This window comes from uncultured Schumannella sp. (assembly GCF_905479755.1).
Lineage (GTDB): Bacteria > Actinomycetota > Actinomycetes > Actinomycetales > Microbacteriaceae > DCRR01.
Map to the genome: position 1 here is coordinate 1 of NZ_CAJQNT010000042.1, position 23,512 is coordinate 23,512.

The 23,512-nt window shown below is 66.2% G+C and carries 19 protein-coding genes; 14 read left to right on the forward strand and 5 right to left on the reverse strand.

The annotated features are described in order from the left end of the window. The first annotated feature begins 36 nt into the window (after positions 1 to 36). The 3 genes from QZ258_RS10930 (at position 37) to QZ258_RS10940 (ending at position 2,786) form a co-directional block, all read left to right on the forward strand. Positions 37 to 315, forward strand: coding sequence for a hypothetical protein (locus QZ258_RS10930; protein WP_294181454.1), 279 nt, complete (start codon positions 37 to 39; stop codon positions 313 to 315). Between the two features lie 135 nt (positions 316 to 450). Then, entirely contained in the window at positions 451 to 1,443 is a 993-nt protein-coding gene (locus QZ258_RS10935; RefSeq protein WP_294181456.1) for a CBASS cGAMP-activated phospholipase, read from the forward strand. After that, positions 1,440 to 2,786: a cyclic GMP-AMP synthase DncV-like nucleotidyltransferase gene (locus tag QZ258_RS10940; RefSeq protein WP_294181458.1), complete on the forward strand. Its 1,347-nt coding sequence runs from the start codon at positions 1,440 to 1,442 to the stop codon at positions 2,784 to 2,786. Before QZ258_RS10935 ends, QZ258_RS10940 begins: the two co-directional genes overlap by 4 nt. Positions 2,787 to 2,942: 156 nt before the next feature. Here the strand turns inward: QZ258_RS10940 and QZ258_RS10945 are convergent, their stop codons facing one another. Next, positions 2,943 to 4,094 carry an acyltransferase gene (locus tag QZ258_RS10945; RefSeq protein WP_294181460.1) on the reverse strand — a complete coding sequence of 384 codons (1,152 nt, stop codon included), beginning with the start codon at positions 4,092 to 4,094 and terminating at the stop codon, positions 2,943 to 2,945. A gap of 71 nt (positions 4,095 to 4,165) precedes the next feature. Between QZ258_RS10945 and QZ258_RS10950 the strand changes: the two genes are divergently transcribed. The 4 genes from QZ258_RS10950 (at position 4,166) to QZ258_RS10960 (ending at position 9,554) form a co-directional block, all read left to right on the forward strand. Beyond that, entirely contained in the window at positions 4,166 to 4,612 is a 447-nt protein-coding gene (locus QZ258_RS10950) for a hypothetical protein (protein WP_294181461.1), read from the forward strand. A 406-nt stretch (positions 4,613 to 5,018) separates the two neighbouring features. Next, on the forward strand, positions 5,019 to 5,996 hold the full coding sequence (locus tag QZ258_RS10955) for a hypothetical protein (RefSeq protein ID WP_294181463.1): 978 nt from the start codon (positions 5,019 to 5,021) through the stop codon (positions 5,994 to 5,996). 102 nt (positions 5,997 to 6,098) lie between these two features. Further along, positions 6,099 to 6,746, forward strand: coding sequence for an ATP-binding cassette domain-containing protein (locus QZ258_RS12420; RefSeq protein ID WP_363182261.1), 648 nt, complete (start codon positions 6,099 to 6,101; stop codon positions 6,744 to 6,746). Between the two features lie 954 nt (positions 6,747 to 7,700). Continuing rightward, on the forward strand, positions 7,701 to 9,554 hold the full coding sequence (locus tag QZ258_RS10960) for an ATP-binding protein (protein WP_294181464.1): 1,854 nt from the start codon (positions 7,701 to 7,703) through the stop codon (positions 9,552 to 9,554). On the opposite strand, the gene QZ258_RS10965 is transcribed toward QZ258_RS10960, so the two are convergent. Both QZ258_RS10965 and QZ258_RS10970 read right to left on the reverse strand, forming a co-directional pair. Further along, entirely contained in the window at positions 9,551 to 9,871 is a 321-nt protein-coding gene (locus QZ258_RS10965; RefSeq protein WP_294181466.1) for a hypothetical protein, read from the reverse strand. The genes QZ258_RS10960 and QZ258_RS10965 overlap by 4 nt on opposite strands. A 202-nt stretch (positions 9,872 to 10,073) precedes the next feature. Beyond that, positions 10,074 to 10,724 carry a nuclease-related domain-containing protein gene (locus QZ258_RS10970; RefSeq protein ID WP_294181467.1) on the reverse strand — a complete coding sequence of 217 codons (651 nt, stop codon included), beginning with the start codon at positions 10,722 to 10,724 and terminating at the stop codon, positions 10,074 to 10,076. Positions 10,725 to 10,860: 136 nt separating this feature from the next. Between QZ258_RS10970 and QZ258_RS10975 the strand changes: the two genes are divergently transcribed. The 3 genes from QZ258_RS10975 (at position 10,861) to QZ258_RS10985 (ending at position 15,117) form a co-directional block, all read left to right on the forward strand. Next, on the forward strand, positions 10,861 to 12,663 hold the full coding sequence (locus QZ258_RS10975) for a hypothetical protein (RefSeq protein WP_294181469.1): 1,803 nt from the start codon (positions 10,861 to 10,863) through the stop codon (positions 12,661 to 12,663). Between the two features lie 9 nt (positions 12,664 to 12,672). After that, the gene (locus tag QZ258_RS10980; protein ID WP_294181471.1) at positions 12,673 to 13,572 is read left to right on the forward strand and encodes a carbon-nitrogen hydrolase family protein; all 900 of its coding nucleotides are present in this window, start codon (positions 12,673 to 12,675) and stop codon (positions 13,570 to 13,572) included. A 117-nt stretch (positions 13,573 to 13,689) separates the two neighbouring features. Further along, positions 13,690 to 15,117: an HNH endonuclease signature motif containing protein gene (locus tag QZ258_RS10985; RefSeq protein WP_294181473.1), complete on the forward strand. Its 1,428-nt coding sequence runs from the start codon at positions 13,690 to 13,692 to the stop codon at positions 15,115 to 15,117. Between the two features lie 53 nt (positions 15,118 to 15,170). Here the strand turns inward: QZ258_RS10985 and QZ258_RS10990 are convergent, their stop codons facing one another. Continuing rightward, on the reverse strand, positions 15,171 to 16,382 hold the full coding sequence (locus tag QZ258_RS10990; protein ID WP_294181475.1) for an aminotransferase class I/II-fold pyridoxal phosphate-dependent enzyme: 1,212 nt from the start codon (positions 16,380 to 16,382) through the stop codon (positions 15,171 to 15,173). Between the two features lie 69 nt (positions 16,383 to 16,451). Here QZ258_RS10990 and QZ258_RS10995 point away from each other — a divergent pair, with 69 nt between their 5' ends. From QZ258_RS10995 to QZ258_RS11010, 4 genes are all read left to right on the forward strand, one after another. Beyond that, positions 16,452 to 17,018: a hypothetical protein gene (locus QZ258_RS10995; protein ID WP_294181477.1), complete on the forward strand. Its 567-nt coding sequence runs from the start codon at positions 16,452 to 16,454 to the stop codon at positions 17,016 to 17,018. 77 nt (positions 17,019 to 17,095) lie between these two features. Then, a complete protein-coding gene (locus QZ258_RS11000) occupies positions 17,096 to 17,785 on the forward strand; it encodes a PKD domain-containing protein (protein WP_294181482.1) in 690 nt (229 codons plus the stop codon). A 106-nt stretch (positions 17,786 to 17,891) separates the two neighbouring features. Then, positions 17,892 to 19,412: a S1C family serine protease gene (locus tag QZ258_RS11005; protein ID WP_294181484.1), complete on the forward strand. Its 1,521-nt coding sequence runs from the start codon at positions 17,892 to 17,894 to the stop codon at positions 19,410 to 19,412. Positions 19,413 to 19,526: 114 nt separating this feature from the next. Next, complete coding sequence (locus tag QZ258_RS11010; protein WP_294181486.1) at positions 19,527 to 20,573, forward strand: glycosyltransferase family 2 protein; 1,047 nt, start codon at positions 19,527 to 19,529, stop codon at positions 20,571 to 20,573. Between the two features lie 10 nt (positions 20,574 to 20,583). Here QZ258_RS11010 and QZ258_RS11015 read toward each other — a convergent pair whose 3' ends face one another. Continuing rightward, a complete protein-coding gene (locus QZ258_RS11015; RefSeq protein ID WP_294181488.1) occupies positions 20,584 to 23,442 on the reverse strand; it encodes a CDP-glycerol glycerophosphotransferase family protein in 2,859 nt (952 codons plus the stop codon). Positions 23,443 to 23,512: the final 70 nt, after the last annotated feature.

The following is a 23,512-nucleotide window of genomic DNA, read 5'->3' on the forward strand; positions in this document are numbered from 1 at the left end:
AGACTGGTCTAGAGCCATCGTGCGTTGTGTCCTTCTGTGAGTAGCTTTGATCGGTTCTCACTGACCATCGCACGATGGCTCACCAACGTCTACGACGCCGACGCCCCTGCCGGAAAGTCCACCACCTGGCGGGACGTCACCGACAAGTTCGACTCCGAGCGAGTCGCCCGCGAGTATGCGGAGTGCGTCGGTGTGGGGGAACTGACGACCAACGCGCACCTAACGGTCTTTGGGACCGCGGTACGGCTGACATTGGCGGGTGCGCTGCTACTGGGCGCCGCGTGGGTGATGGGGCAGTTCCCCGCAGCTCCATAGGGATCTTCCCTCTCGCATTGGCTGAATGAGGCGGTACGGGAGCTCGTCGCGACCCGCAAGGTGGCCCGCTTCTCAGGCTGGGATGTCGGTTGTGCTTGCAAAACTGGGCGGACAGGCGCATAACTAGGGATACAGATGAACGCAGTCCAACCAAGAGCGGGAGTTCCGCGGCGGATTCTCGCGATCGACGGAGGAGGGATCAAGGGCGTCTTCCCTGCAGCCTTTCTTGCTGACCTCGAAAGCGAACTCGACGAGCCTCTCGCTTCCCACTTCGACCTCATCGTAGGAACCTCGACCGGCGGCATCATCGCCCTCGCACTTGGATTAGGGATACCAGCGGTGGACATCCTTAAGTTCTACGAGGAGAAAGGCCCGACGATTTTTCGGGGCAGTCGTCGTCTCGGCCTTCTTCGCCAGGCCGTGAGCGCGAAGTACGATCCCGCACCGTTGCGAACGGCGCTTGAGGAGGTCTTTGGCAAGCGCCGTCTCGGTGAGGCGACCACTCGGCTGGTGATCCCATCGTTGAATCTCTCGACAGGCACGGTGAACGTTTTCAAGACGGCGCATCATGAGCGGTTTGAACGGGACTACAAGTTGCTTGCCGTTGACGTCGCCATGGCCACTGCGGCGGCACCTACTTATTTTCCGACGCACCGGCTATCCAACGGAGTGCCACTTGTTGACGGCGGTACGTGGGCGAACAATCCGATGGGCACGGCCGCCGTGGAAGCGGTCGGAGTTCTGGAGTGGAGTAAGGGCGACATCGATCTCTTGGGCGTCGGTTGCACTGAACCTGCGACCAATTTCCACGCTCGTCAGGCGAGATTTCTGGGGCTCTTCAACTACTGGGCGAAGCGAATCGTCAAGGTGTTCATGGCGGGACAATCTTCTGCCTCGGTCGGAAGCGCGATGCTTCTTCTTGGGCACGAGCACGTGGTACGTGTGTCGCCGACCGTCGATGAGCGCCAGTACCAATTAGATGGAGTGGCGGGCATCCCGGAGCTGAGGGCATTGGGCGCCGAGCAGGCTCGGATTCAGTTGCCGCTACTTCGCAAGCGGTTCTTCGCCAAGCCTGCCGATCGGTTCCTGCCAATCCGAACGCTCGACGATCAGGAGACCGCCACATGAAGCTGATCAAGCACTTCGACGCCTTCCTCGCCAACAAGGTCAATCTCAGCGATGGCCGCATCAAACAGCTCGATCGGCGAACGGAGGCGATCGAGAACTTCCTCGCTTCGGGCGATGACGACTTTGCGACGCACTTCATCGATGTGCTGCCACAGGGCAGCTACGCGCACCGCACGATCATCAATCCGGTCCGCGCAAACGACGAGTTTGATGCAGACCTCCTTCTCTACATCGAAGAGATCGACGGATGGGAGGCCGAGGACTACGTCCAAGAGCTCTACACCGTGTTTCGCAGCAGCGCGACTTATCACGACATGGTCAGCCGACACAACAGGTGTGTTCGCATCGATTACGCGAATGAGTTCCACGTTGACGTAGTTCCGTATATGGAGCGTCACGGGCAGCACTACATCACCAATCGCGATGACAATCTTTTCGAGCTAACGAATCCCGAGGGATACAACGCCTGGCTCGACGAGCGAAACCGGCTCGCGAATGGCCGACTCGTCAAGGTCATCCGACTCATCAAGTACCTGCGTGACTTCAAAGACACTTTCGACTGCAAGTCGGTGATTCTCTCGATACTGCTCGGCAACGCCGTCGATGATGCCGCGGCGTGGGGCGATGGCAATCTCTACCCCGACGTCCCGACCGCGCTTCGCAAGATCATCGGAGATCTCGATGACTATCTTCAGGACAACGAGACGATGCCGAGCATCGACGACCCAAGTGAGCCGACTGAGAACTTCAACCATCGCTGGGAGCAACACCTCTACGCAAACTTCCGCAACAAGATGCACCAGTACCGAGGCTGGATCGACGAGGCCTTTCTCGAAGAGGACCCTGAAGAGTCGAAGGTCAAATGGCGCCGTCTGTTCGGTGAGAAGTTCGGCACCTACGACACGTCCGTGAAGAAGGCGCTCGAGGCACACGTCGGCCGCCAAGGCGTTGTCGATACCGAGGAAACTCTCTCTGAACGCTGGGGCATCCAGACCCAGCTAAATCCCGCATACCGCGCCCGAGTGACCGGTCGGCTTGCAAAGCGCAATGGGTTTCGCGAGTACGAACTCCGCAGAAACGGGAACGTCGCTCCGAAGAACCGTACGATCAAGTTTCAGCTGTCTCACAATGTTCCGGGGCCGGTTCAGGTCTATTGGAAGGTCCGGAACACGGGCGAGGAAGCGATAGCCGCCAACACGATTCGGGGACAAGTCGTGCTGGACGCCGGGAGCCTGCGCCGCAGCGAACCAACTTCGTATCGCGGACACCACTACGTCGAGGTGTACGTGGTGAAGAACGGTGTGTGTGTCGCGATGGATCACCACGATGTCATCATCAGGTGATCGAGCGTTCAGGGCGCTTTCGGCGACAGCCCACGGCCGATAACACGCTAGGTTCCCCAAGGAATTCACCTCGCGACGGGGAGGCACCACAGAGCCGCAGTCAGGTTAGCGGTCGGGGACATCGTCAAATCCCTAGGTCGTGGCGGCAACCGCGAGTTACCTAACGACAGTAGCGATCGTCTCGTGCAGCGGTGCTTTGAGGGCCTTCGAACCCGCCGTGCGACGGGCCCACCTGATCGCGGGTCGTTCGATCAAGAACCATGACACAACGGCCGCAGCACTTGTCGCGACGAGAACCAGGCAGATGTTCGGCAACAGCGGAATCGCCGGCGCGATGAGCCATACGACTTGCTGCAACGGGAAACTCCAGAGGTAGATGCCGTACGAAAAGTCACCGTACCGGCCGAGCTTGGAAAGCACCGGCCAACTCCGTTGGCCGACAGCGATTGATGCATAAGGTACCGCGAGCCATGCCGCGTAGACAGTAGCGGCATCCGAGATCGCGCTAACGAGGATCCACATGAGAATGAGCGGGATTACCGGCCAGAGCGGAAGTCGAGCCCCGACAGCGAACCGCGCAATCGATGAGCCGACTACGAAGAACACCATCGCCGGGGCGGAGTCCTGAATCGCCTCGATAGGTACAGTCCAATACGCGACCGCGAGCATGATCCCAAAAGCGGCGAAGACGAGCGTCGCTGATGCCGCTCGCCATTTCTCAGGGAACGCCAATGCGAGAAGGCCGACGACTATCACTAGCAAATACGAGATGAACTCTGGCCCCAGGCTCCAGAGCGAACCGTTCACCGCGCTCGAGGGGTTCGCTTGGAAGACGCCGGGGAGCGTATACCTCGGGGCCAAGAGCATTCCGGCGGCCAGATACTCCCAAGTCTCGGGCGTCGCAAAGTAGCGCCCGATCGGAAGAACTGTGGATATCGGACCAATGACTAGCACCGTGGTCAGAAGCACGGCGAGCAAGGCCGGGAAAATGCGAGCGGCTCGGCGCCGCAAGTAACTCGCGACACGAGGGGACGAATTCCAACTGACAGTGATCAGGTAGCCGCTGATCGAGAAGAAGACGTAAACAGCTAGATGGCTGACAAGGAGGCCTGCGATAGCGGGAGCGTCCGAACGTCCGGTCAGCGGCCACGCGTGACCTACGAGTACCGCGACTGCGGCGATGAGGCGCAGGCCGTCGAAGTTGTTCAGCGGGTGTTGCAGTGACATCGCTTTTTCCTTCACGATTACGTCCAGCTGGCAGCGTAGTCCGACGGACAGCCCGGGCATGGGATATCGCTTGCGCGACATAAAGTCCGAGCCTATGCTCAAATTGGAGTGAATCTCACTCCCGGGGCAACCAACTTCGGCGGGATCAGGAAATGTTGAAAACAGGATCAAAGCTTCGTCAGACGATCGCGGCAGTGGGAGTGTCTGTCGCACTCATCGCCGGTACCGCCGGCCCGGCGGCGGCCGCATCAGTCCACTCGAGCATGGTGGATTTCTGGCCGGGTCATGTCGGCGTATACCGCACGGGCACCAGCAGTTCTCATTCATTCGACTTCCTTGCGACGTGCTATTGGAGCACTGCCGGTTCGCCAACGCCGCTTTACGCCCAGATGCAGCTACAGCGGTCGTCGGGCATCTCGGCTCCGGTCTCGCTCGGTAACAAGAATGTGTATTGCTCCAGTTCGTCGGGTTCTCAGAATTGGGGAACACAGACGGTGGGGCAGCAGTACCGCTATCAGTACAACGGTGCGAAGATTTCGGGCGTGTCTGGCCTTCAATCGGGCCCGTTCAGTAACTCCAACATTCTGATCACTTACTAAACGTCGGATTCAGAGCGTCGGGCCCGGTCCGTGACCGGGCCCGACCAATTCTGACCTACCCATGGTGATGCAATTGAGTAAGTCTTTAGATCGATTTCGCCCGATTGTGCCCGTTCGGAGTTCTCCCGCCTTTTGGGCGGCCCCGCTCGTAACTGCGCTCATCGTGTACTTCTGGTTCCTAGTTCTGAGTCCTGGGCAGTTCGCCCCGTCTTGGACCGGCTATTTGGCAAGGGCTGGCGCTGGTCTGCAGTACGGACTACCGATTCTCGCTGGCGCGGCTGCTTGGGCCTCACGCAGGCGGCTGGCGCTCGCTGATCCGCTCCAGATGCGAATGGCGCGCCGCAACGCCGTCCGAGTCTTGCTCGCGCACCTGTGGCCCCTCCTCGTAGCTGTGCTCATTGGTTTCGTGGCGGTGCTCGCTATTCAGATCGCCACCCATCCTCCTGCTGGTCTCCCGGACTTCGGCCTGGTCGTCAGTGCCGTCGCGATGACAGTCGTCGCGGCTTGCTGCGGATGGATCGTTGGGTCGCTCGCGCCTATTCCGGTTGCGGTTCCTGTTTCGATCTTGGCTGTTGCCCAGTGGTCCCAGTACCCGCTCACGGATGGCGCCAACGTGTCATGGCGACACATGACTGGCTATGCAATGTATTTGTGTTGCGACGCGATTGAGCAAGCCCCTGACTGGCGAGCCATTCTGGCCTCAGTTCCGCTTGCGGCAGTCCTATTTCTGCTCGCCGCACTCACAATCCGGATGCAGTGGCGGCACCTGGCCCTGCCAGCAGCTGCAGCCGTCACGATTGCGCTCCTATCCGCCAACGTGCTTACGACAGGAACGAATGCGACCGCCAGCGTTCTCCGAGACCTGGGCTCCCAGGTGTGCGAGGGTGACAATCCCGCCGTGTGCACCTATCCCGAAACGCCCGCGACTACCCGCGCCTTCGTTGCCGCTGTCCTGAGCTCTGGCTACGACATAGCCGACGAGGTCGGCATTGATCTCCCCTCGTCCGTGTCGGCTCCCGCGCAGCAGGAGGCCGGGAGTTCGTTCGCGCGACTAGCGGTCCACTTTCCGGTTGAACCCACCTACCGGCAGATCCTCACGACGTTCACGAGCGAACTGTACGCGCAGACGACGTGCAACCCGATTGTGCTCGACTCGAGCATTCAGTTGCCGGACTATGTAGTGATTCCCTACGCGCTCGCCACGACGATGGGGGCAGATCCGAGTGAGGTGCTTCCGAACGTCGCGTTTGGCAGCGAGACGAGCGTTGAGATGGCTCCTGTTTCTCCCGCTGAAGTCGAGGCGGCGCTCGGGCTTCCAACTCAAGAAGACCGCCTGAAGTTAGTGCTCGACTGGCAGCTAGCTCAATCCGACTGTGAGGGATAGATTCGCGTGCAGATAACTCTGGATGACTTGTCGTTTGGGTACTCAAGGCGGAGCCTAGTGTTCGATGGCGTCAGTGTTGATCTAAAGCATTTTCCGCTCGCCGTGCTTGGCCCGAATGGAGCGGGAAAGTCCACGTTGCTTGCCTTGCTTGCGGGCTGGCTGCTGCCGACGGGCGGGGCCATCTCTGTTCATCCGACTTCCGGCGTGAGCGCCTCTAGGTCACGCGACCTACGACGTGTCACGAGCCTTATGCCTCAAGATATTCGACCAATTTTCGGTCTCACCGCGCGAGACCAGGTTGCGTACAGTGGATGGTTAAAGGGCATGCCCACCAGACGTTCATACGATGCCGCTCAACACGCGCTAGGTATGGTAGGGCTGGGTAGCCGGGCTAAGTTCGGCGTTTCAAGGCTCTCTGGGGGTCAGCGTCGACGGGTCGGGATTGCGAGCGCTGCGATTAGTTCGCCAGCTGTGCTCTTGCTCGACGAGCCACAAGCGGGCTTGGATCCAGAGCAACGTGGGTCTGTCCGTTCCGCGCTGCGATCGTTGGACGGCGTAGCGCTGGTCATTTCCACCCACCAGACTGACGACCTCGATGATTTCTATGAAGGTGTGCTAGTCATAGACGAAGGCAGGGTCGTCTTCTCGGGTACAAGCAAGGATTTTTTGAGAGAGGTGCCGCCCGGGACGCCAGAGACTGACCGCGCGGAGTACGCATATCGTGCGGTTGTCAAGCGGCACGAGCGATAAGCGGTCGGCATGGCTGGCTGGTGGGTCTCGAGGTGGGGATGGGCGACCGCTGTCGTTGCTGCTGTAACAGTGATCGTGATCGTTACGACATCGCGTGTCGAGTTGCTACTCCCGAACTTGGTCGCCGGACACACGAACGCGTTCTCGCTCGCATACGTAGTGGCGTTCGTCCCGGGTTTGTGGTGGATAGTCGTGTGTGGGAACCGGCCCATCGCCGCGGAAGCAACAAGTACTCGCCGATCCCATATCGCGGGACTCGACCTGCTGCTTGCTTTCGCTCCGGTGGCCGTGGCTTCTGGCATCTTGATCCTGTTCGGGGACGCCCTGTTCGAAGGTGCTGCTCGGAATCTCGTGCTGGTTGTCGCGATTTCACTGGTGGCGGCGGAGACGTTGCCGCGTCAGTTTGCCCTTCTTGCTCCAGTCGGATACCTGCTCGCCGCGGGTACCTCCGGTTTCGAGTATCGAGCGCCAAGGCCGAACGGCTGGGCTCTGGTCCTGGACCAGTGGTTGCCTGAGCGAGACCTCCCTATCGTCGTAGTCAGCGCTGCGGTTGCTGGTAGCGTCCTGTTCGCGGCTCGACTCAGGGGACAAGGGAAGAGTCAAAGCGGTCACTGACGATCAAGGACTGGGCGCGTGCCTGGTCATAATCAGTGTCAAGCAGCCGTCACTGCCACACGTCGTCGGCCGTTCGTATCGGCGAGCACTGCCGCACCTGGATGCGCCGTGGCCTTCTGTTGCCCCGCCACCCATAGCTCGCCGTTCGCGGCGTGCCCGGCAGCTGGACATCACAGTCACGGCCGTGCAGCGACCCGAGCCCGACGTCCAGAAGCTGATTCGGGCGCTGATTCGCATGGCCGACGAGGAACTCGGCATTGAGCCGTCCGAGAAGCCGTAGGGATTCTCAAGAATTGCTCAGTCTGTCATACTGCGTGCAGCTAAGCAGGAGATGCGCGTATGAAGTTGGCACGAGTAAAAATCCGGAACTTTCGTTGTTACACCGACGAGGTCTCCTTTGAGTTGGGCGACCTGACTTCGCTGATTGGGAAGAACGATGCTGGCAAGTCCAGCATCCTGGAAGCTCTGAGCATTTTCTTCGAAGAACAGAAGCCCGACTCAGACGACGCCGCAAAACACGGCGACCGCGCCGACATGACAATTACGTGCGAGTTCGCCGATCTACCTTCATCTCTGATTCTTGATGCAACAAGTCGCACGACCTTGGCGCGAGAGCAGCTCCTGAACTCCGACTGCCGACTAGAGATCGTCCGTGTCTTCAACGGCAGCCTCAAGACGCCAACGGCGAAGACGTTCATTCGGGCGATGCACCCGAGTGCCGAGGGCGTCAACGACCTTCTAAAGCTGAAGATCACCGAACTGCGGACGCGGTTGACCACCCTCGGGGTGCCAACACAAGGAGTGAATCAAAGCGTTAGCGCGGAAATCCGAGAAGCGATCAGGGCGCACGTAGAAGACCTGGAACTCACCGAACAACTTATTGAAGTCGAGCAGGTCGGCGCGAAGGAAATCTACACACGAATCAAGGAAGCGCTACCGGCGTTCTTCTTGTTCAAGTCGGACCGCTCGAGCACGGATCAGGACGGCGAGGCGCAGGATCCAATGAAAGCGGCTGTCAAGATCGCACTCGAACAGGAGCGCGAAACTCTGGACAAGATTGCTCTCTCGGTCACGGCGGAAGTACGCGAGCTCATCAAGCAGACGGTCGCGCGGGTGGCGGACATGGCCCCAGAGGTTGCACGGGAGTTGCTACCCACCATCTCAGAACCGAAGTGGGACTCGGTGTTCAAGATTGCACTCACCGGCGACACCGAGATCCCTCTCAATAAGCGCGGGAGTGGTGTGCGCCGCCTTGTCCTTCTTGGCTTCCTCCAGGCTCAGGCCGAGTCTCGACGGCTACAAACGCCAGACCGCGGAATTATCTACGCGATCGAAGAGCCAGAAACAAGTCAGCACCCCGACATGCAACGCGCCCTGCTCGATGCCATGAGGGAGATCGCTGAGCAGGACGGGTATCAAGTACTGGTGACGACGCACACGCCGATGCTTGGGCGCCTCCTGCCGGCATCTAGCCTGCACTACATCGAATCTGCGGGCGAAGCTCGCACGATTCACCCTCCTGGCGAGGAGACACTGAAGAAGGTTGCGAAAGCGCTAGGTGTGCTGCCAGACCATGGAGTCAAGGTTTTCGTAGGCGTTGAAGGCAAGCACGATGAAAACTTCCTTCGCGCAATCTCGGCGACGCTATCTGAAACTGAAGCCGACATCCCTAACCTCGCGAAGCTGGAAGACGAGGGCACTGTTGTGTTCATTCCAGTCGGCGGCTCAAGCGCTGGGCTTTGGGTCAGCAAGCTCGAAGGGCTTGGAATTCCTGAGTTCCACCTGTTCGACAGGGACTTCGCGCCACCACAAGCGCCGCATTACGACGCCGTCGCTCAAGCGATCAACTCGCGCTCCGACGCCGAGGCCGTGCACACCGGCAAAGCCGAATTAGAGAACTACCTACATCCAGCCGCAATCCAGCTAGAACGAACTGATGTGCAACTTGGCGCAGTTGGCGACTTCGAAAACATCCCTGCACGCGTGGCGCAGATCATTCACGATGCGACCAGCCCTGAAACGGCATGGATGGATCTCGAGCCAGAGAAGCAGAAGAAGAAGGAGTCCAACACAAAGCACTGGCTGAACAAGGGTGCAGTGGCACACATGACCGCCGACATGCTCAGCGAACGTGATCCTGACGACGATCTCCGTACTTGGCTTAGGCGCATCAACTCGCACGTCACCCGCTAGCGTCCTTGCCTGGGGCGCATCTGCACCCCGTGCTCGAGAAGAGAACGCCGGACAGACTCGGTCGGCATCTGCACCTTTTCCGCTACAGTCGCGAGCGAGTTGCCGGACTCGTAAAGTTGCTGCGCGTGCTCAACTTGATTCGACGTCATCGGCTGACGCCGCAGTGTCACGCCGGCCTCGCGCAGAAGCTTCAGGACGCTGGTCTTGCTGAGGTCGTAGCGCTGCATCAGTTCGATCGTGGTGACGCCTGATTCGTAGGCGGCAACCAACTCGGCGATGAGCTCTCGACCTAGGCGTCGTTTGATGTTGCGAATCACAGTCGGTTGGAGTTCTCCGACAGAAACTTGCTCGCTCCGCGCAAGCTCGAGTAAGTGCTGAAGCTCCTCAAGCGACTTCTCTGGATAGCGCGGATTTGCGTAGCGCCCTACAACCCGTAGCAAGAGCTGCGTCCTCAGATTTGAGGTGTCATTTACGTCGCCAACCAAAAGAAGGCCCGGTCTTTGGACCGGGCCTTCTGCGTTAAGCCGCGTCGAGCGAGGCGAGCAGATGCCGGCGCAGGGCCGCGATTCGCGCCGCGTCGAGCGGGCCGGGCATCCGCAGCAGGTCGGCGAGGCGCTCCGGTGACGTCACGCCGATACCGCCGACGAGGTAGCCGTTCAGCACCTCCCAGTCGGCGCCGATGAAGCACAGGATGCCGCGCACCGGTACCGAGGAATCGGCGAGCACCGCGCCCACCACGCGGGTCTGCCATTGCACGCTCTGCACCAGGTGCTGACGGTCGTCGCGGCCGATGAACAGGCGCGTCGTGGTCGCCTCGCCCGCGCCGGAGGTCTCGATGCGCGGGCGGCCCGAGTAGTTTTTTGCGTCGATCACGTACACGCCGGTCGGTGCGATCGCGAGGTGGTCGAGGTTGCTCGCGCCGCCCGGCACGCGCCGATCGTGCAGCGATCGGACCCCGTGATCGACGAGCTCGGCGAGCACTCGACCCACGATGCTTTCGCCCGCCGCCCCCTTCTCCCAGGCGCGAACCTCGCGCGAGCGGCGACCCGCATCCCGCAGCAGATCCTGGATGCTTTCCGGCGCCGCCTCCGCCGAATGCTCGCGTTCGCGCCGCAACCGGGCGCCCTCGCGGTGGGGGGAGGCGCCGGCGAAACCCCGATCCCAGGTCATGCGCCACACGCTACTCCGGCCCGCCGACGCCGTTGACCCCCGGTTTTCAGGGGCGTACGGTTGCGGGCACCGGACAACCTCACCGTCGTGCGCCGGTGCTCGTGGCTGGCGCTCGCCTGACCGGATGGAGCAGCCCATGCCTGCCGACCCGAACGCGCCCGTGCCCTCCGACCCGCCGATCTATCAGTCGGCGCCCGACCTGCAGGTCTCGATGTCGGACGGGTTCACGCACAGTCCGAAGCATCCGAAAGAGAAGATCTGGGTCTCAGACCAGCTGCAGGCCGATGAAGCCGGCAACGAAGTATTCCGCTGGGCGTACTTCAACCGCTTCGAGGTGGACCTGCTCGAGGTCAGTCACACGGAGTGGCGCGAGACCACGACAACGAACCCGTCCTTTCGGGTCGTGCCGGTCGGCGACGGGATGTGCCAGCAGGAACAGGCGACCGTCGAGGCGGAGTACAGCTACAAGTTCGCGCTGCTCAAGCAGTACTACGAGCAGTGGGTGACCGACACCCTGCTGAAGGACTACTACGACACGCTGCTCAGCCCCGCAGCAGGTGCGGCTGGCGGCGGTCTCGGTGTCGCCGGGCTGTTCGGCGATCTGGCCTACGGCACCGTCACCGCGGGAATCGCGGAAGGGACCGTGGTCACCACCACCGGCACCCTGGGCGGCGCCGGGGCGACGGGCGCGGTGGCGAGCGCCGGTGGACTTGCCGCCGTCGGGGCCGCCTTCGTCGGCGCCTTTCTCGGCACCACGGCGGCGATGAGTCAGATCCTCGAACACACCGATGTGCGCTCGAAGGGCTGGGCGGTGATCGGCAAGTGGAAGTACGACGAGACCCCGACCGGGAAGACGCGCACCACCTGGAAGAAAATCGGTGCGCCCTTCCCGTGCCCGCCGCGGCCCGAAACCGGGGGAGCGGCCGGGGGAGCGGCCGGGGCGGCGGGGGGTGCGGATGCGCGGGGCGCGGATGCGCGGACGACCAAGCTGGGAGGCGGCGGCGCCCACGGCACGGAGGCCGAGCCTGCGCCGCTCTGGAAGCGCTGGTGGTTCCTCATGCTGCTCGCGATCTTCGTCGTGATCCTGATCATCGCGATCGTGCTGTTCCTGCTCCCGCGCTCGGCGGTGACGCCGGGTGCGGCGGTCGATCCGAGTGACGAACCGACGTCGGCGGCATCAGTCGAGGATGCCCGACTCGCGCCGGCCTCGTGCTCCGCCGTCGGCCATACGCCGTACCCGTTCTTCCCCGGGAGCCCGTCGTGGTACCTGCTGTTCCTCGTCGTGGTCGCCGCCGCGAGCGACCTCGACGGCGCGGCCTACGAGGTCGACACTCCGGGGGCCGACGTCAACTCCGTCTCGGGCATCGTCACGCCCGAGGGCGTCATCGCCGCCGCGGTGCCCGTGTCGAGCTATGCCGATTACGCGATCGGGGAGGTCACGCTGCGCGGTGCGGACGGCGCGACCGAGACGATTCCGGCCGACTCCGCGGCGGTGGCGGTCACCGCCGACGAGCGCGCGTTCGCGTGCGAGGGAGACCCCACCGCGGTCGCCACCATGCAGAACGCGTTCGACAGCACCAGCACCGGCGAGCAAGCGGCTCGTGACTTCGTCGACGCGTTTGAAGGCTGGCATGCGGCCGGCGACGTGGATGCGCTGGCGGCGACCCTGCATCCGGCCGTTCTGCACCGCTACGGTGCCCCGCAGTGCGACGCCTACCTTGCCGGAGTGGTCGGGTCGATCTCGGACATCGAGGTTGTCGAGCAGCGGTCCGAGCCGTGGGATTACCCGGTCGATGGCCACACGACCCAGATTCCCAACTCGCAGACGGTGGTCGTGGATGCGACGCTCGGCGGGCAGCGGGAGCGCATCGACCTGCACCTCGCCGACTACGCGGGCACCGTGCGCTGGTTCACCGATTGCGGGGACCCGCAGACCTAGGCTGGGCGCATGGCTTCATCTGAGAGTTCGGCGGGCGCGGGTTCGGGCGCGGGCAGGGGTTCGGGCACAGGTTCGGGCGCGGGCGCGGGCGCGGGCGCTCGTACGGTCGCGGTCGCCGTCGCGCAGTTCGCGCCCGGCGACGACCCCGCCGCGAACCTCGCCGAGATCACCCGCCTCGCCGAGGTCGCCGTCGCGCGCGGCGCGCGCCTCGTCGTATTCCCCGAGTACTCGTCGTACTTCACGGCGGCGATGGGGCCGGGCGTGGTGCCGTTCGCGCAAGAGATCGAGGGCGAGTTCACGAGCGCGCTCGGTGCGGTGGCGAGGCGGTTGGGCATCCATCTGGTGGCCGGCATGATCGAGGCGGTGCCGGGGGATACCGAGCGAGTGCACAACACGCTCGTCGCGGTGGACGCCTCGGGCCAGGTGGTGGCGAGCTACCGCAAGATGCACCTCTACGACGCGTTCGGCCAGAAGGAGAGCGACTGGGTGGTCGCCGGCGCGCTCGAGCAGCGACCGGTGTTCGCCTGGGAGGGCTTCACCGTGGGGCTGCAGACCTGTTACGACGTGCGGTTTCCCGAGGTGACCAGACGACTCGTGGATGCCGGAGCCGACCTGGTGCTGTTGCCCGCCGAGTGGGTGCGCGGTCCGCTGAAGGAACACCACTGGCGCACGCTCGTCACCGCGCGTGCGCTCGAGAACACGATCTTCGTGGCCGCCGCCGACCATGCGCCGCCGGTCGGAGCGGGCAACAGCATGGTGGTCGATCCGATGGGCATCGAACTGGTCACGGTGGGGGAGTCGGTCGACGTCGGCGTGGCGTGGATCTCTCCGGCGCGGGTCGCGGAGGTGCGGCGGGTCAATCCGGCGTTGGCGTTGCGGCGGTTCGGGGTTGGGGCGATCGGGGAGTAGGGCGTGGGGTCGCGGGGTCGGCGCAGTCGTCTCCTCCACAGTCCAACGGCTCGCGACTTCTCCACCAGTATCTGAGCAAACCTAGAATAAACATTCGAATCCTGAGACAATCGACTCATGTCCACTTCGAACGCATCTCTGACATCGCTCGCCGATGTCTCGGTGCCGTTCGCCCCGCCCGCGGTGCTCGGGGTGGCCGACTCGGAGCTGCTCGACCTGCAGCGGGAGCTCGGCGAGATCGCGCGCCGGGTCGAGTCGGCGTCGGCGGTCGTCGCCGCCGAGATCGCGCACCGCTCGCGCCCCGACCTCGGCTACGAGGGCCTGGCGCAGCGTCTGGGCACGCGCACGCCGCAGCAACTCGTCCAGCGGCTGACGGGCGGCACCTCACGCGACGCGGCCACGCTCGTGCGCGTCGGGTCGATGATCCCGGTGACGGATGCGTCGCGAGCTTCCGCTCCCGACGTCGCCACCGAGCTGGGCCGCGCGTCGATCGCCGACGCTGAGCCGTGGCTGCGCGCCGTCGGCTCGGCGGTCGCCGCCGGCCGGCTCTCCGTGGCCGCCGCCGACGCGATTCGCACCGGGCTCGGGGTGCCCGGCGACGCCATCGGCGAGCCGGCGCTCGCGGCCGCGGCCGAACGACTCGTCGCGCAGGCGCCCGGCCTCAGCCTCGAACGTCTTGCGGTTGCCGCGCGCAATGCTCGCGCCGAGCTCGACGCGGCGGCGGATGCCGAACGGGTTGCCGATCGTGAGCGCGCCCTGCGTGAACGCCGCTACCTGCACCTGTTTCGGCAGGCCGACGGCATGACCCGCGTCTCGGGGCTGCTCGACCCCGAGTCGGCCGCCCTCGTCGTCTCCGCCGTCGATGCGGTGACGTCGCCGCGCCGCGGAGGTCCGCGTTTCGTCGACCCCGCGGCGGTCGATGCCGCCGCCGACCTGGTGCGCGACGCCCGCACCACCGAGCAGATCGCGCTTGACGCCCTGGTCGACTTCGTCCGCGTGGGGTCGACCGTGAGCCCCGACGCGGTGCTGGCCGGTCGCGGTGCGTCGGTGCGCGTTCTCGTCACGGCGCACGACCTCGAATCGGGTCGCGGCATCGCTCGCGTCGAAGGGCAGTCGGAGCCGGTCAGCATCTCCACCGCTGAGCGTCACCGTTGCGCAGCGGGCTCGGTGGCGGTCGTCTTCGATTCCGTCGGCCAGCCTCTCAACCTCGGTCGCGAGCGTCGGCTGTTCAGCCGACACCAGCGCCTGGCGATCGCCGCCCGTGACGGCGGGTGCCGCTTCCCGGGTTGCGAGAGACCACCCTCCTGGGCCGAAGCACACCACATCGTTCCCTGGCAGGAGGGCGGGAGAACGGATGCGGCCGACGGTGTCTTGCTCTGCCGGCACCATCATCTGCTCGTGCACGACAACGGGTGGCGGGTGACGCGCACCGGGAGCGACTACTTCATGGTGCCGCCGCGATCGCTTGATCCCGAGCAGCGCCCCATCCCCGCCCCCAGCAAGAGCCCGGTGCTCGAGCGATTGCTTGCCCAGCGCGCGGGGTAGCAGTGTGTGTGGTGAGACGCGGCGCGGTGTTTGAGCGGCGCGGTGGCCGAGTGCTAGGCGCGCAGCGACGCGAGCTGCGCGGCCGCGCGCTCGAGCACATCGTGCCGCTTGCAGAACGCGAAGCGCACCAGTGTGCGGTAGCCGTCTCGGTTCTCCGGGCGGATGAACGCGGTCAACGGAATGGCGACCACGCCCGCGCGTTCGGGCAGCCGACGGCAGAACTCGTCGGCATCGGAGGCACCGAGCGGGGCGGCATCCGCGATGACGAAGTAGCCGCCGCGCGGGCGAGAGACCGTGAACCCCGCGGCGACCAGGCCCGCCGACAGCAGGTCGCATCGGGACGCGAGCGTGGCCGCCGCATCCGCGAAGAAACGGTCCGGCAGGTCCAGCCCGGCCGCGATCGCTGGTTGAAACGGGGCGCCGTTGACATAGGTCAGGAACTGTTTGACCGCCTGGATGGGGCCGAGCAGCGCGGGCGGCGCGATGATCCAGCCGATCTTCCACCCGGTCGTGTTGAAGGTTTTGCCGCCGCTGCCGATGCTGACGGTGCGCTCGCGCGCGCCCGGAAGCGTCGCGATCGGCGTGTGCCGGGCCTCGCCCGCCGGGTCAGCGAAGACGAGGTGCTCGTAGACCTCGTCGCTGAGGATCCAGGCGTCGTGGCGGTGGGCGAGGTCGACGATCAGGTCGAGGGCCTCGCGGTCGAGCACCGCGCCGGTCGGATTGTGGGGCGAGTTGATCAGGATCACGCGGGTGCGGTCGGTGACGGCGGCGCGGAGGGCATCCAGATCGGGCCGGAAGTCGGGGGCGAGCAGCGGCACCGTCACGTGCCGGGCGCCGGCGAGGCCGATCATCGCCGCGTACGAGTCGTAGAACGGCTCAAAGGTGACGACCTCGTCGCCGGTGTCGAGCAACGCGAGCAGGGATGCGGCGATCGCCTCGGTCGCGCCCGCGGTGACGAGCACCTCGCGGTCGGGGTCGAGGCGGATGCCGTAGAACCTCTCCTGGTGCCGGGCGATCGCTTCGCGCAACACCGGCATGCCGAGTGCCGGCGGGTATTGGTTCAGCCCGTCGTCGATCGCGCGCTTGGCGGCGTCGAGCACCTCCCGCGGCCCATCCTCGTCGGGAAAACCCTGGCCGAGGTTGATCGCGCCCGTGCTCGCGGCAAGCGCCGACATCTCCCCGAAGATGGTGGGGCGCAGCGCGCCATCGTTGCCGAGGAGCATCGCCCCGCGCGCCGCTCGTTCCCACGCGCCCGGAACACTCATGGATTCCAACTTACTGCCGCGCTGTGGATGACTCGTCCACGCGCCGAGCGGATGCCTTACCGTCATCCCATGCGGATCGCCTCACCCGGCCCGGCCGCCGCCCTCGGTGCCGCCGTCGCGCTCGCCCTCAGTCTGAGCCTCGCCGCCTGCGCGCCGGACCCCGCGCCGATCACCCTGCCCCCGCAACCCACCAGCACGCCGCTCTTCGCCTCCGACGAGGAGGCGCTCGCCGCGGCGGAGGAGGTGTACTCGTCATATGTCCGTGCATCGAACCTCTTGGCGCAAAGCGGGTGGCTGGACTACTCAGACTTGGCTGAAGTGACAACTCCAGAGCTGATGGCGGAAATCCGTTCCTACAGTGACGGCCAATCGGAGACCGGGTCACGCCAGGTGGGTGATACGCAATCGTTCGTTCACTCGCTCCAATCGTTTCGACAAAACGGCGACACCGCCGTAGTTACCGTCTACGTCTGTATCGACCTTTCTGACGCTCGGTTGATCAGCGCTGAAGGACTGGACATCACCCCCGATGGTCGCGTGGACATGTTGCCTTCTGTGGTCGAGTTGGTGGCGACGGAAGATCAGTCCCTGAGAGTTAACGAGGATGACAAATGGGATGGCCCTCTTTCTTGCTGACCGCCGCGCTATTGGCGAGCGCACCGACAGCGATCGCTGCGGCGGAGCCGGGCGATTGCCCGTTACTTTCGTGTGCTGTGACCGGCGAGCTCACCGACGACTCCGCAGAACTGACGGGCAATGACGGCGCACCCGGGTCGGGCGGCGGTGCGGGCGGCGGCGCGAGCGGCGACGGGCGCGCGGCCGCACCGCTTCCGCAGTGCGAGACCGCGCTCGTCACCTACGCGAACGGCGTTCCGACCTGCACGGCCGAGGTCGAGCGCGACGGATGGGACGTCACCGCACCGGTCACGCTCGTCGACATCGCGAGCTTCCGACCGACGGCGGCCACGCATCACATGCAGCCCGACGGGTGGACGATCGCCGGGCTGCCGACCAACTTCTATGCCAAGACGGGAACGCAGATCGTGCCCGGCACGCTGCTCGGGCAACGCGCCGACGTGCGGTTCACCCCGGTCCAGTACTACTGGGACTACGGCGACGGCAGCACGGCGACACGGTCGACGCGGGGTGACACCTGGGCGGCGCTCGGGGTCGCCGAGTTCGATGCGACCCCCACGAGTCACGTGTACTCAACGGCGGGCCCCTACGTCATCCGCCTGTCGGTCGGGTACAGCGCCGAGTACCGGTACGCCGGGTCGACGTGGGTGCCGATCGCCGGTCAACTCGTGCTTCCCGCGAACGATCTCGCCATCACCGTCGGGGGCGCCAAAACCGTCCTGGTGGCGGAGGACTGCCGGGCGAACCCGTCCGGCCCCGGGTGCTGACCCAACGCGAGCCAGCCCCGCTCCGAATGCTCAAGTAGGCTCCCAGCGCCGGCATACGCGGCACACAGGTTTCGGCGTGAGGCTAGCCACGCTGGAAGGAGCACTCATGACCGATCGCACCCCGACGCCGGGCGACCCGCAGCCCGTCGAGGAGAACGTCCCCGTCTCGACCCCCGCCGCCCCCACCGCGGATGGCGAGAACACCCCCCTCTCGACCCCCGCCACCCCCACCGCGGATGACGAGAACGCCCCCGTCTCGACCCCCGCCACCCCCACCGCGGATGGCGAGAACGCCCCCGTTTCGACCCCCGCCACCCCCACCGCGGATGGCGAGAACGTGCCGCCGCTCGGCGTGCCCGAGGCCCCGCCCGGACCCCCGACGGAACCCCCGACGGCCCCCGAAGCGCCGCCGGCGCCGAACCCCGTCGACGATGCCGCCATCAGCGAGACCGCGCCGCGACGCACCGCGGGTCTTCCCGTCGTCGCCGCACTCGCTGTCGGTGCGCTCATCGGCGGTGCCGCCGGCGCCGGTGTTGCCGCCTGGGCGGTCGGTTCCTCGACCTCCACCACGCAGACGACGCAGTCGGCCCCGACCACGATCACCGTCAACAACCCCGACGACGTGACCGAGGTGACCGCGATCGCCGCCAAGGCCGCCCCCTCGGTCGTCACGATCAGCGCGTCCGGCGGATCGGTCGCCGGCTCCGGCTCGGGCGTCATCCTGACCGACGACGGCTACGTGCTCACCAACAACCACGTCGTCACCCTCGACGGCGCGACCGCGACCGCGACGATCGAGGTCACCACCTCGGACGGCCAGATCTACAGCGCCACGATCGTCGGCAACGACCCGATCACCGACCTCGCCGTCATCAAGCTCGACGACGCCAGCGGGCTCACCGCGATCGACACGGCGAGCTCCTCCGAACTGAACGTCGGCGACCGCACCGTCGTCATCGGCGCCCCGCTTGGACTGTCGAATTCGGTGAGCGACGGCATCGTGAGCGCCCTCAACCGCGGGATCAGCGTCGCGTCGTCCGCCGTTCCCGAGGAGGACTCCAGCGAGGACACCGAGGGGCCGCAGTTCAACTTCGACTTCCCGGGCAGCACGACCACCACCTCGTCGTCGATCTCGATCCCGGTGATCCAGACGGATGCCGCCGTGAACCCCGGCAACTCGGGCGGTGCGCTGCTGAACGACGACGGCGAACTGATCGGCATCATCGTTGCGATCGCCGGAACCGGCAGCTCTTCGAGCGACCAGTCGGGGTCGATCGGCGTCGGCTTCGCGATCCCCTCCGATCTCGCCCTGCGCGTCGCCGACGAGCTGATGACGTCGGGGAGTGCCACGCACGGCCTGCTGGGGGTGACCGTCGGTGACGCGAGCAGCGCCACCGGGTCGACGCTGGGCGCGGTCGTCGGCGAGGTGACCGCCGGATCCGGTGCGGATGCGGCAGGCCTCGAATCGGGTGATGTGATCACCTACTTCAACGACCTGCCGATCACGAGCGCGACCGACATCACGGCCCAGGTCCGCGCGCTCGCCGCCGGCACGTCGACCACGATCAGCGTGGTGCGTGGCGAACAGGTGCTGACCTTCGACGTCACGCTCGGCTCGCTCGAGTAGGGCCAACTCCGCTCGACGAGTGCCTCCGCCCGCGCGCGGAACCCCAGCCCCGGCGGGCCCGACTGATACCATCGGTCGGGCCCGCCGGGCGTCGTGGGTGCGGAGTTCGGGAGCGTGGCAGTGGAGCAGACCAGTGTGTCGGGCGTCTCGTACGTCATGCCGGTTCTCAACGAGGCGGGCTACCTCGAGGCCGCCGTCGCGAGCATCCTCGCGCAGGACTACCCGGGCGAGGTCGAGGTCGTCCTCGCGCTGGGGCCGTCCACCGACGGGACCGACGCGATCGTGGAACGGCTGATCGCCGCCGACGAACGCATCCGCTCGGTCCCGAATCCGGGGATGGACATCCCGATCGGGTTGAATCGCGCGATCGCCGAGAGCCGGTTCCCGATCGTCATCCGGGTGGATGCGCACACCGAGTTGGCCCCCGGGTACACGCGGCGCGGGGTGGAGACGCTGGAGCGCACCGGGGCCGCGAGTCTCGGCGGCGTGATGATTGCGACCGGTCGCCCGGGTTTCCAGGCGGCCGTCGCGCGGGCGTACAACAGCCCGTTCGGGCTGGGCGGCGGCGCGTACCACGGTGATCGCGCCGTGGAAGGCCCCGCCGAGTCGGCGTACATGGGGATCTTCCGCCGCGAACTGTTCGATCAGGTCGGCGGCTTCGACGAGTCACTGCGGCGCGGCGAAGACTGGGAGCTGAACTTCCGGCTACGCCAGGCGGGGCTGCTCGTCTGGCTCGACCCGCAGCTGCGCGTCAGCTATTGGCCGCGGAGCACCTGGATTCGCCTGGTGCGGCAGTTCTACGCGACGGGCGTGTGGCGGGGGGAGCTGGTGCGACGCCTCGGTGGGCGCAACCCGCTGCGGTTCTTCGCACCGCCGGTGCTGCTGGTCGCGCTCGTGCTCACGGTGGTGCTCGCGCCGTTTGCGGCGTTCGGGCTGCTGCCGGTGTGGCTGCTGGCGATCGCGGGGGTCGCGGCTTTGGGCCCGCTCGCCTACCTCGCCCTGCTGGTCGCGGCGGGAATCTCGGACACGGGGTCGCTGGCGGATCGGTTGCGCTTCGTCGCGGTTGTGGCGACGATGCACCTCAGCTGGGGTGCCGGGTTCTTGGTGGGTGTGGTGCGCGGCGCACGGGACGCCGTCGACACCTCCCGCACCGAGTCGTAGTCACTCCGGGCTAGTCGAACCAGCCGGCGTCGATCATGCGCTGGACGACGCGCTCACCGGCTCGCCCGTCCTCGCACGGGGTGAACTTCTCGCGCCACGCGGCGCGGCGCTCGGCGAACTCGACGAGGCCCTCGTGCGCCGTGAGCACCGCCGCGCGCACCTCGGCGGCATCCGAGATGACGAGCCCGGGCGCCTCGGCGACGAAGTCGAAGTAGAACCCGCGCAGTTCGGTCGAATAGTGCGCGAGGTCCGGGGTGAAGAACACGATCGGCTTGTCGGTGGTCATCCAGTCGAACATCGTCGAGGAGTAGTCGGTGACGAGCACATCGGCGACCAGCAGCAGCTCGCCGACGTCCGGGTAGCTCGTCACATCGATGAGGTTCGGGCCGCGGAAGTCGCGCCCGAAGTGCAGCGTGCGCGAGTGGCCGCGCACGAGCACGATCCAGTCGTCGCCGAGTTCGGCGGCGAAGTTCTCGACATCGAGGAAGTCGATCACCTCGGTGCGATCGTCGCGCCAGGTGGGGGCGTAGAGCACGATGCGCGGGCCGTCGACCCCGGACGAGGCCACCCCGAGCCGGTCGCGGATGCGCGCTGAACGCGCCTCGGGATCGGGGTCGTGCAGCACGTCGTCGCGCGGGTACCCCTCGACCCAGATCGGCCCCTGCATCGCGTAGGCCGAGCGGAAGATTTCGGCGCTGTACGGATTCTGTGCCAGCAGCACATCCCACCGGGCCTGCTCTCGGCGGGTGGCGACCGCGGTGCGCGAGGAGGCGAGTCGGCCGAGGAGACCGGGGCGTCCGATCCGATCGAGGGCGAGGCGCTTCACCATCGTGCCGTGCCAGGTTTGCAGCACGTGCTGGTAGCGGCGACGCCGGTAGCGCTTGCGCAGCCAGTCGTTGACGACGAGCACGCGCGCCGCGGCGCGCACGCGCCACCACTCGCGGCTCCCCTCGATGATCGGGATCGCCCCCTCGGGAACCTCGATCGAGTGATCGAGCACGCTCCAGTAGCGCCGCGTCTGCGGGCGCGCCCGGGCGAGCGCGCGGTCGATGCCGAGCGGATTGTCGGCGACGCTGCGACTGTAGAAGCTCTCGAAGTAGACGGCGTCTTCTCGGATGCCTCGCGAGGCCCGGTACAGGGCCTCCAGTTCGAGCTGCGCGCGCGGTCCCTGCTCGTCGGCGTCGAGCGGAGCCTCGATCGTCACCCGGAACCCGCCCGCGTCGGCGCGCGCGGTCGCGCGAAACAGCTCGTGGTCGAGCACGAGCGCGCGGGGGCGGTCGATGTCGAACCGGGTCGAGTCGACCTCGCCGCGCACGATGAGCTCGTAGGCGCCGCTCGGCAGTGCGAGTGGCCGACTTCCCCAGCGCGCGGCGAGCAGCGGGATCCGCACGAGCACGCGGCCTCCGGCGCCGTCCAGCGCCGCGGGGACCCGTGCCCGCCCGCCGGCGAGTTCGATCCCGGTGACGGTGTCGCCGAGCCCGGAGAGTTCGAGTTCGAGGTGCGGGAGCTCGCCGGCGGTCGCGCCGCCCTCGATCAGTTCGGCTTCGAGGATCCGCGGCCGGGCGATGCGCGCGGGGGAGTCGAACCGCGGGGCCGGGTCGCCGGCCGGGACGGTGGGGGTCGGCGCGAGTCGGCGCAGAATCTCGCGGAACACCCGTTCGGTCGCCTGGCCGTCGGGCAGATCGAAGTGCTCCTCGCGCATCCAGCGGGTGTGGGTGCGGGCGAGCGCGGCCTCGGGGGAGTCGGGGTGGGCGAGCGATTCCAGTTCGTCGAGTACCGTCCCCCAGGTTTGGTGTTGGCGGCCGTGGGTGACGTCGCGGAAGTCGGTGTAGAGCCCGCGCCGCTTCGCATAGTCCTCGACGTCGGGGGCGAGGTAGACGATGGGACGGTCGAGCAGGGCGAAGTCGAAGGCGGCCGAGGAGTAGTCGGTGACGAGCACATCGATCGCGGGAAGCGCGGGGGTGAGTTCGTTCAGCTCACGCGGCGACAGCATCCGAATCCGGTCGCTGAGGGCGGGCCCGGCCGCGTAGTCGCCGACGCCGAGCGGATGCGTCCGCACGAGCAGCGTGCTTTCGGTGCGGTCGGCCCACGCGGCGATCGCGCGCCATTCGGCCGCGGTCGGGATGGACGGGTCGGGGCGCCCGTCGCGCCAGGTCGGCGCGTACAGGACGAGCGCGCCGGTGGCCGGCAGCGGGCCGATCGCCGACTCGATGAGGCGGCGCGCGGCGCTGCGCGCGGCGTCGGGCTCGCCGAACAGCACGTCATCGCGCGGGTCCCCGGTGGTGACGACGCGACTCGGCGCGATCCCGAAGGCGCTCACGATGCGAGACGCCACCAGGTCTGAGGCGACCGGGAACAGTGCGATCGACCGACCCGCGCGGCGGTAGGCGCTCGCGAGGAGCGCGCGCACGCGAGGGTGATCGGGCAGGCCGCGGATGCGCAGCGCGGTCGGCGAGTCCAGATGCAGACGCTTCAGGGGAATCCCGTGCCACAGCTGGACGATGAAGGCGCCGCGCGAGCCGTAGCGGTTGGCGTCGCCGAGGCCGTGCGTGACGATGACGACGCGGGCGCGCAGCGTCGCCCAGAGGCCGCGGGCGCCGTCGCGCGGCAGGGTCTCGAAACCCTCGGCCCGGGCGCGGTCCCGTTCGAGCGCCGACCCGGCGAGCCAGATGACCCGATGGCCGTCGCCGAGTCGCTCGCGCGCGAGGCGGGCGAGCGGCACGGCGCCCTCGCCGAAGCCGATGCCCGAGCCGACGACCCAGATTCGATCGCTGCGCGGCACGAGGCGCGCGGCAACGGCCCCGAGCCCGTAGAGGGGAAGCCGGAGCAGTTTGCCGGCGTTCCCGGCCGCGAAGGTGAAGCGGGCCATAATCGTCACGATTCTGGCACGGTCGGTGCTCTCGGCGGGAGAGGCCCGAGCGGTCTGGCACGATGAACGT

Excerpts from the sequence above, each read along its gene's own strand:
- QZ258_RS10935 (WP_294181456.1), top strand. The coding sequence starts at position 451 with ATGAACGCAGTCCAACCAAGAGCGGGAGTTCCGCGGCGGATTCTCGCG.
- QZ258_RS10940 (WP_294181458.1), top strand. The coding sequence starts at position 1,440 with ATGAAGCTGATCAAGCACTTCGACGCCTTCCTCGCCAACAAGGTCAAT.
- QZ258_RS10945 (WP_294181460.1), bottom strand. The coding sequence starts at position 4,094 with ATGTCGCGCAAGCGATATCCCATGCCCGGGCTGTCCGTCGGACTACGC.
- QZ258_RS10950 (WP_294181461.1), top strand. The coding sequence starts at position 4,166 with ATGTTGAAAACAGGATCAAAGCTTCGTCAGACGATCGCGGCAGTGGGA.
- QZ258_RS10960 (WP_294181464.1), top strand. The coding sequence starts at position 7,701 with ATGAAGTTGGCACGAGTAAAAATCCGGAACTTTCGTTGTTACACCGAC.
- QZ258_RS10970 (WP_294181467.1), bottom strand. The coding sequence starts at position 10,724 with ATGACCTGGGATCGGGGTTTCGCCGGCGCCTCCCCCCACCGCGAGGGC.
- QZ258_RS10975 (WP_294181469.1), top strand. The coding sequence starts at position 10,861 with ATGCCTGCCGACCCGAACGCGCCCGTGCCCTCCGACCCGCCGATCTAT.
- QZ258_RS10980 (WP_294181471.1), top strand. The coding sequence starts at position 12,673 with ATGGCTTCATCTGAGAGTTCGGCGGGCGCGGGTTCGGGCGCGGGCAGG.
- QZ258_RS10985 (WP_294181473.1), top strand. The coding sequence starts at position 13,690 with ATGTCCACTTCGAACGCATCTCTGACATCGCTCGCCGATGTCTCGGTG.
- QZ258_RS10990 (WP_294181475.1), bottom strand. The coding sequence starts at position 16,382 with ATGAGTGTTCCGGGCGCGTGGGAACGAGCGGCGCGCGGGGCGATGCTC.
- QZ258_RS10995 (WP_294181477.1), top strand. The coding sequence starts at position 16,452 with ATGCGGATCGCCTCACCCGGCCCGGCCGCCGCCCTCGGTGCCGCCGTC.
- QZ258_RS11005 (WP_294181484.1), top strand. The coding sequence starts at position 17,892 with ATGACCGATCGCACCCCGACGCCGGGCGACCCGCAGCCCGTCGAGGAG.
- QZ258_RS11015 (WP_294181488.1), bottom strand. The coding sequence starts at position 23,442 with ATGGCCCGCTTCACCTTCGCGGCCGGGAACGCCGGCAAACTGCTCCGG.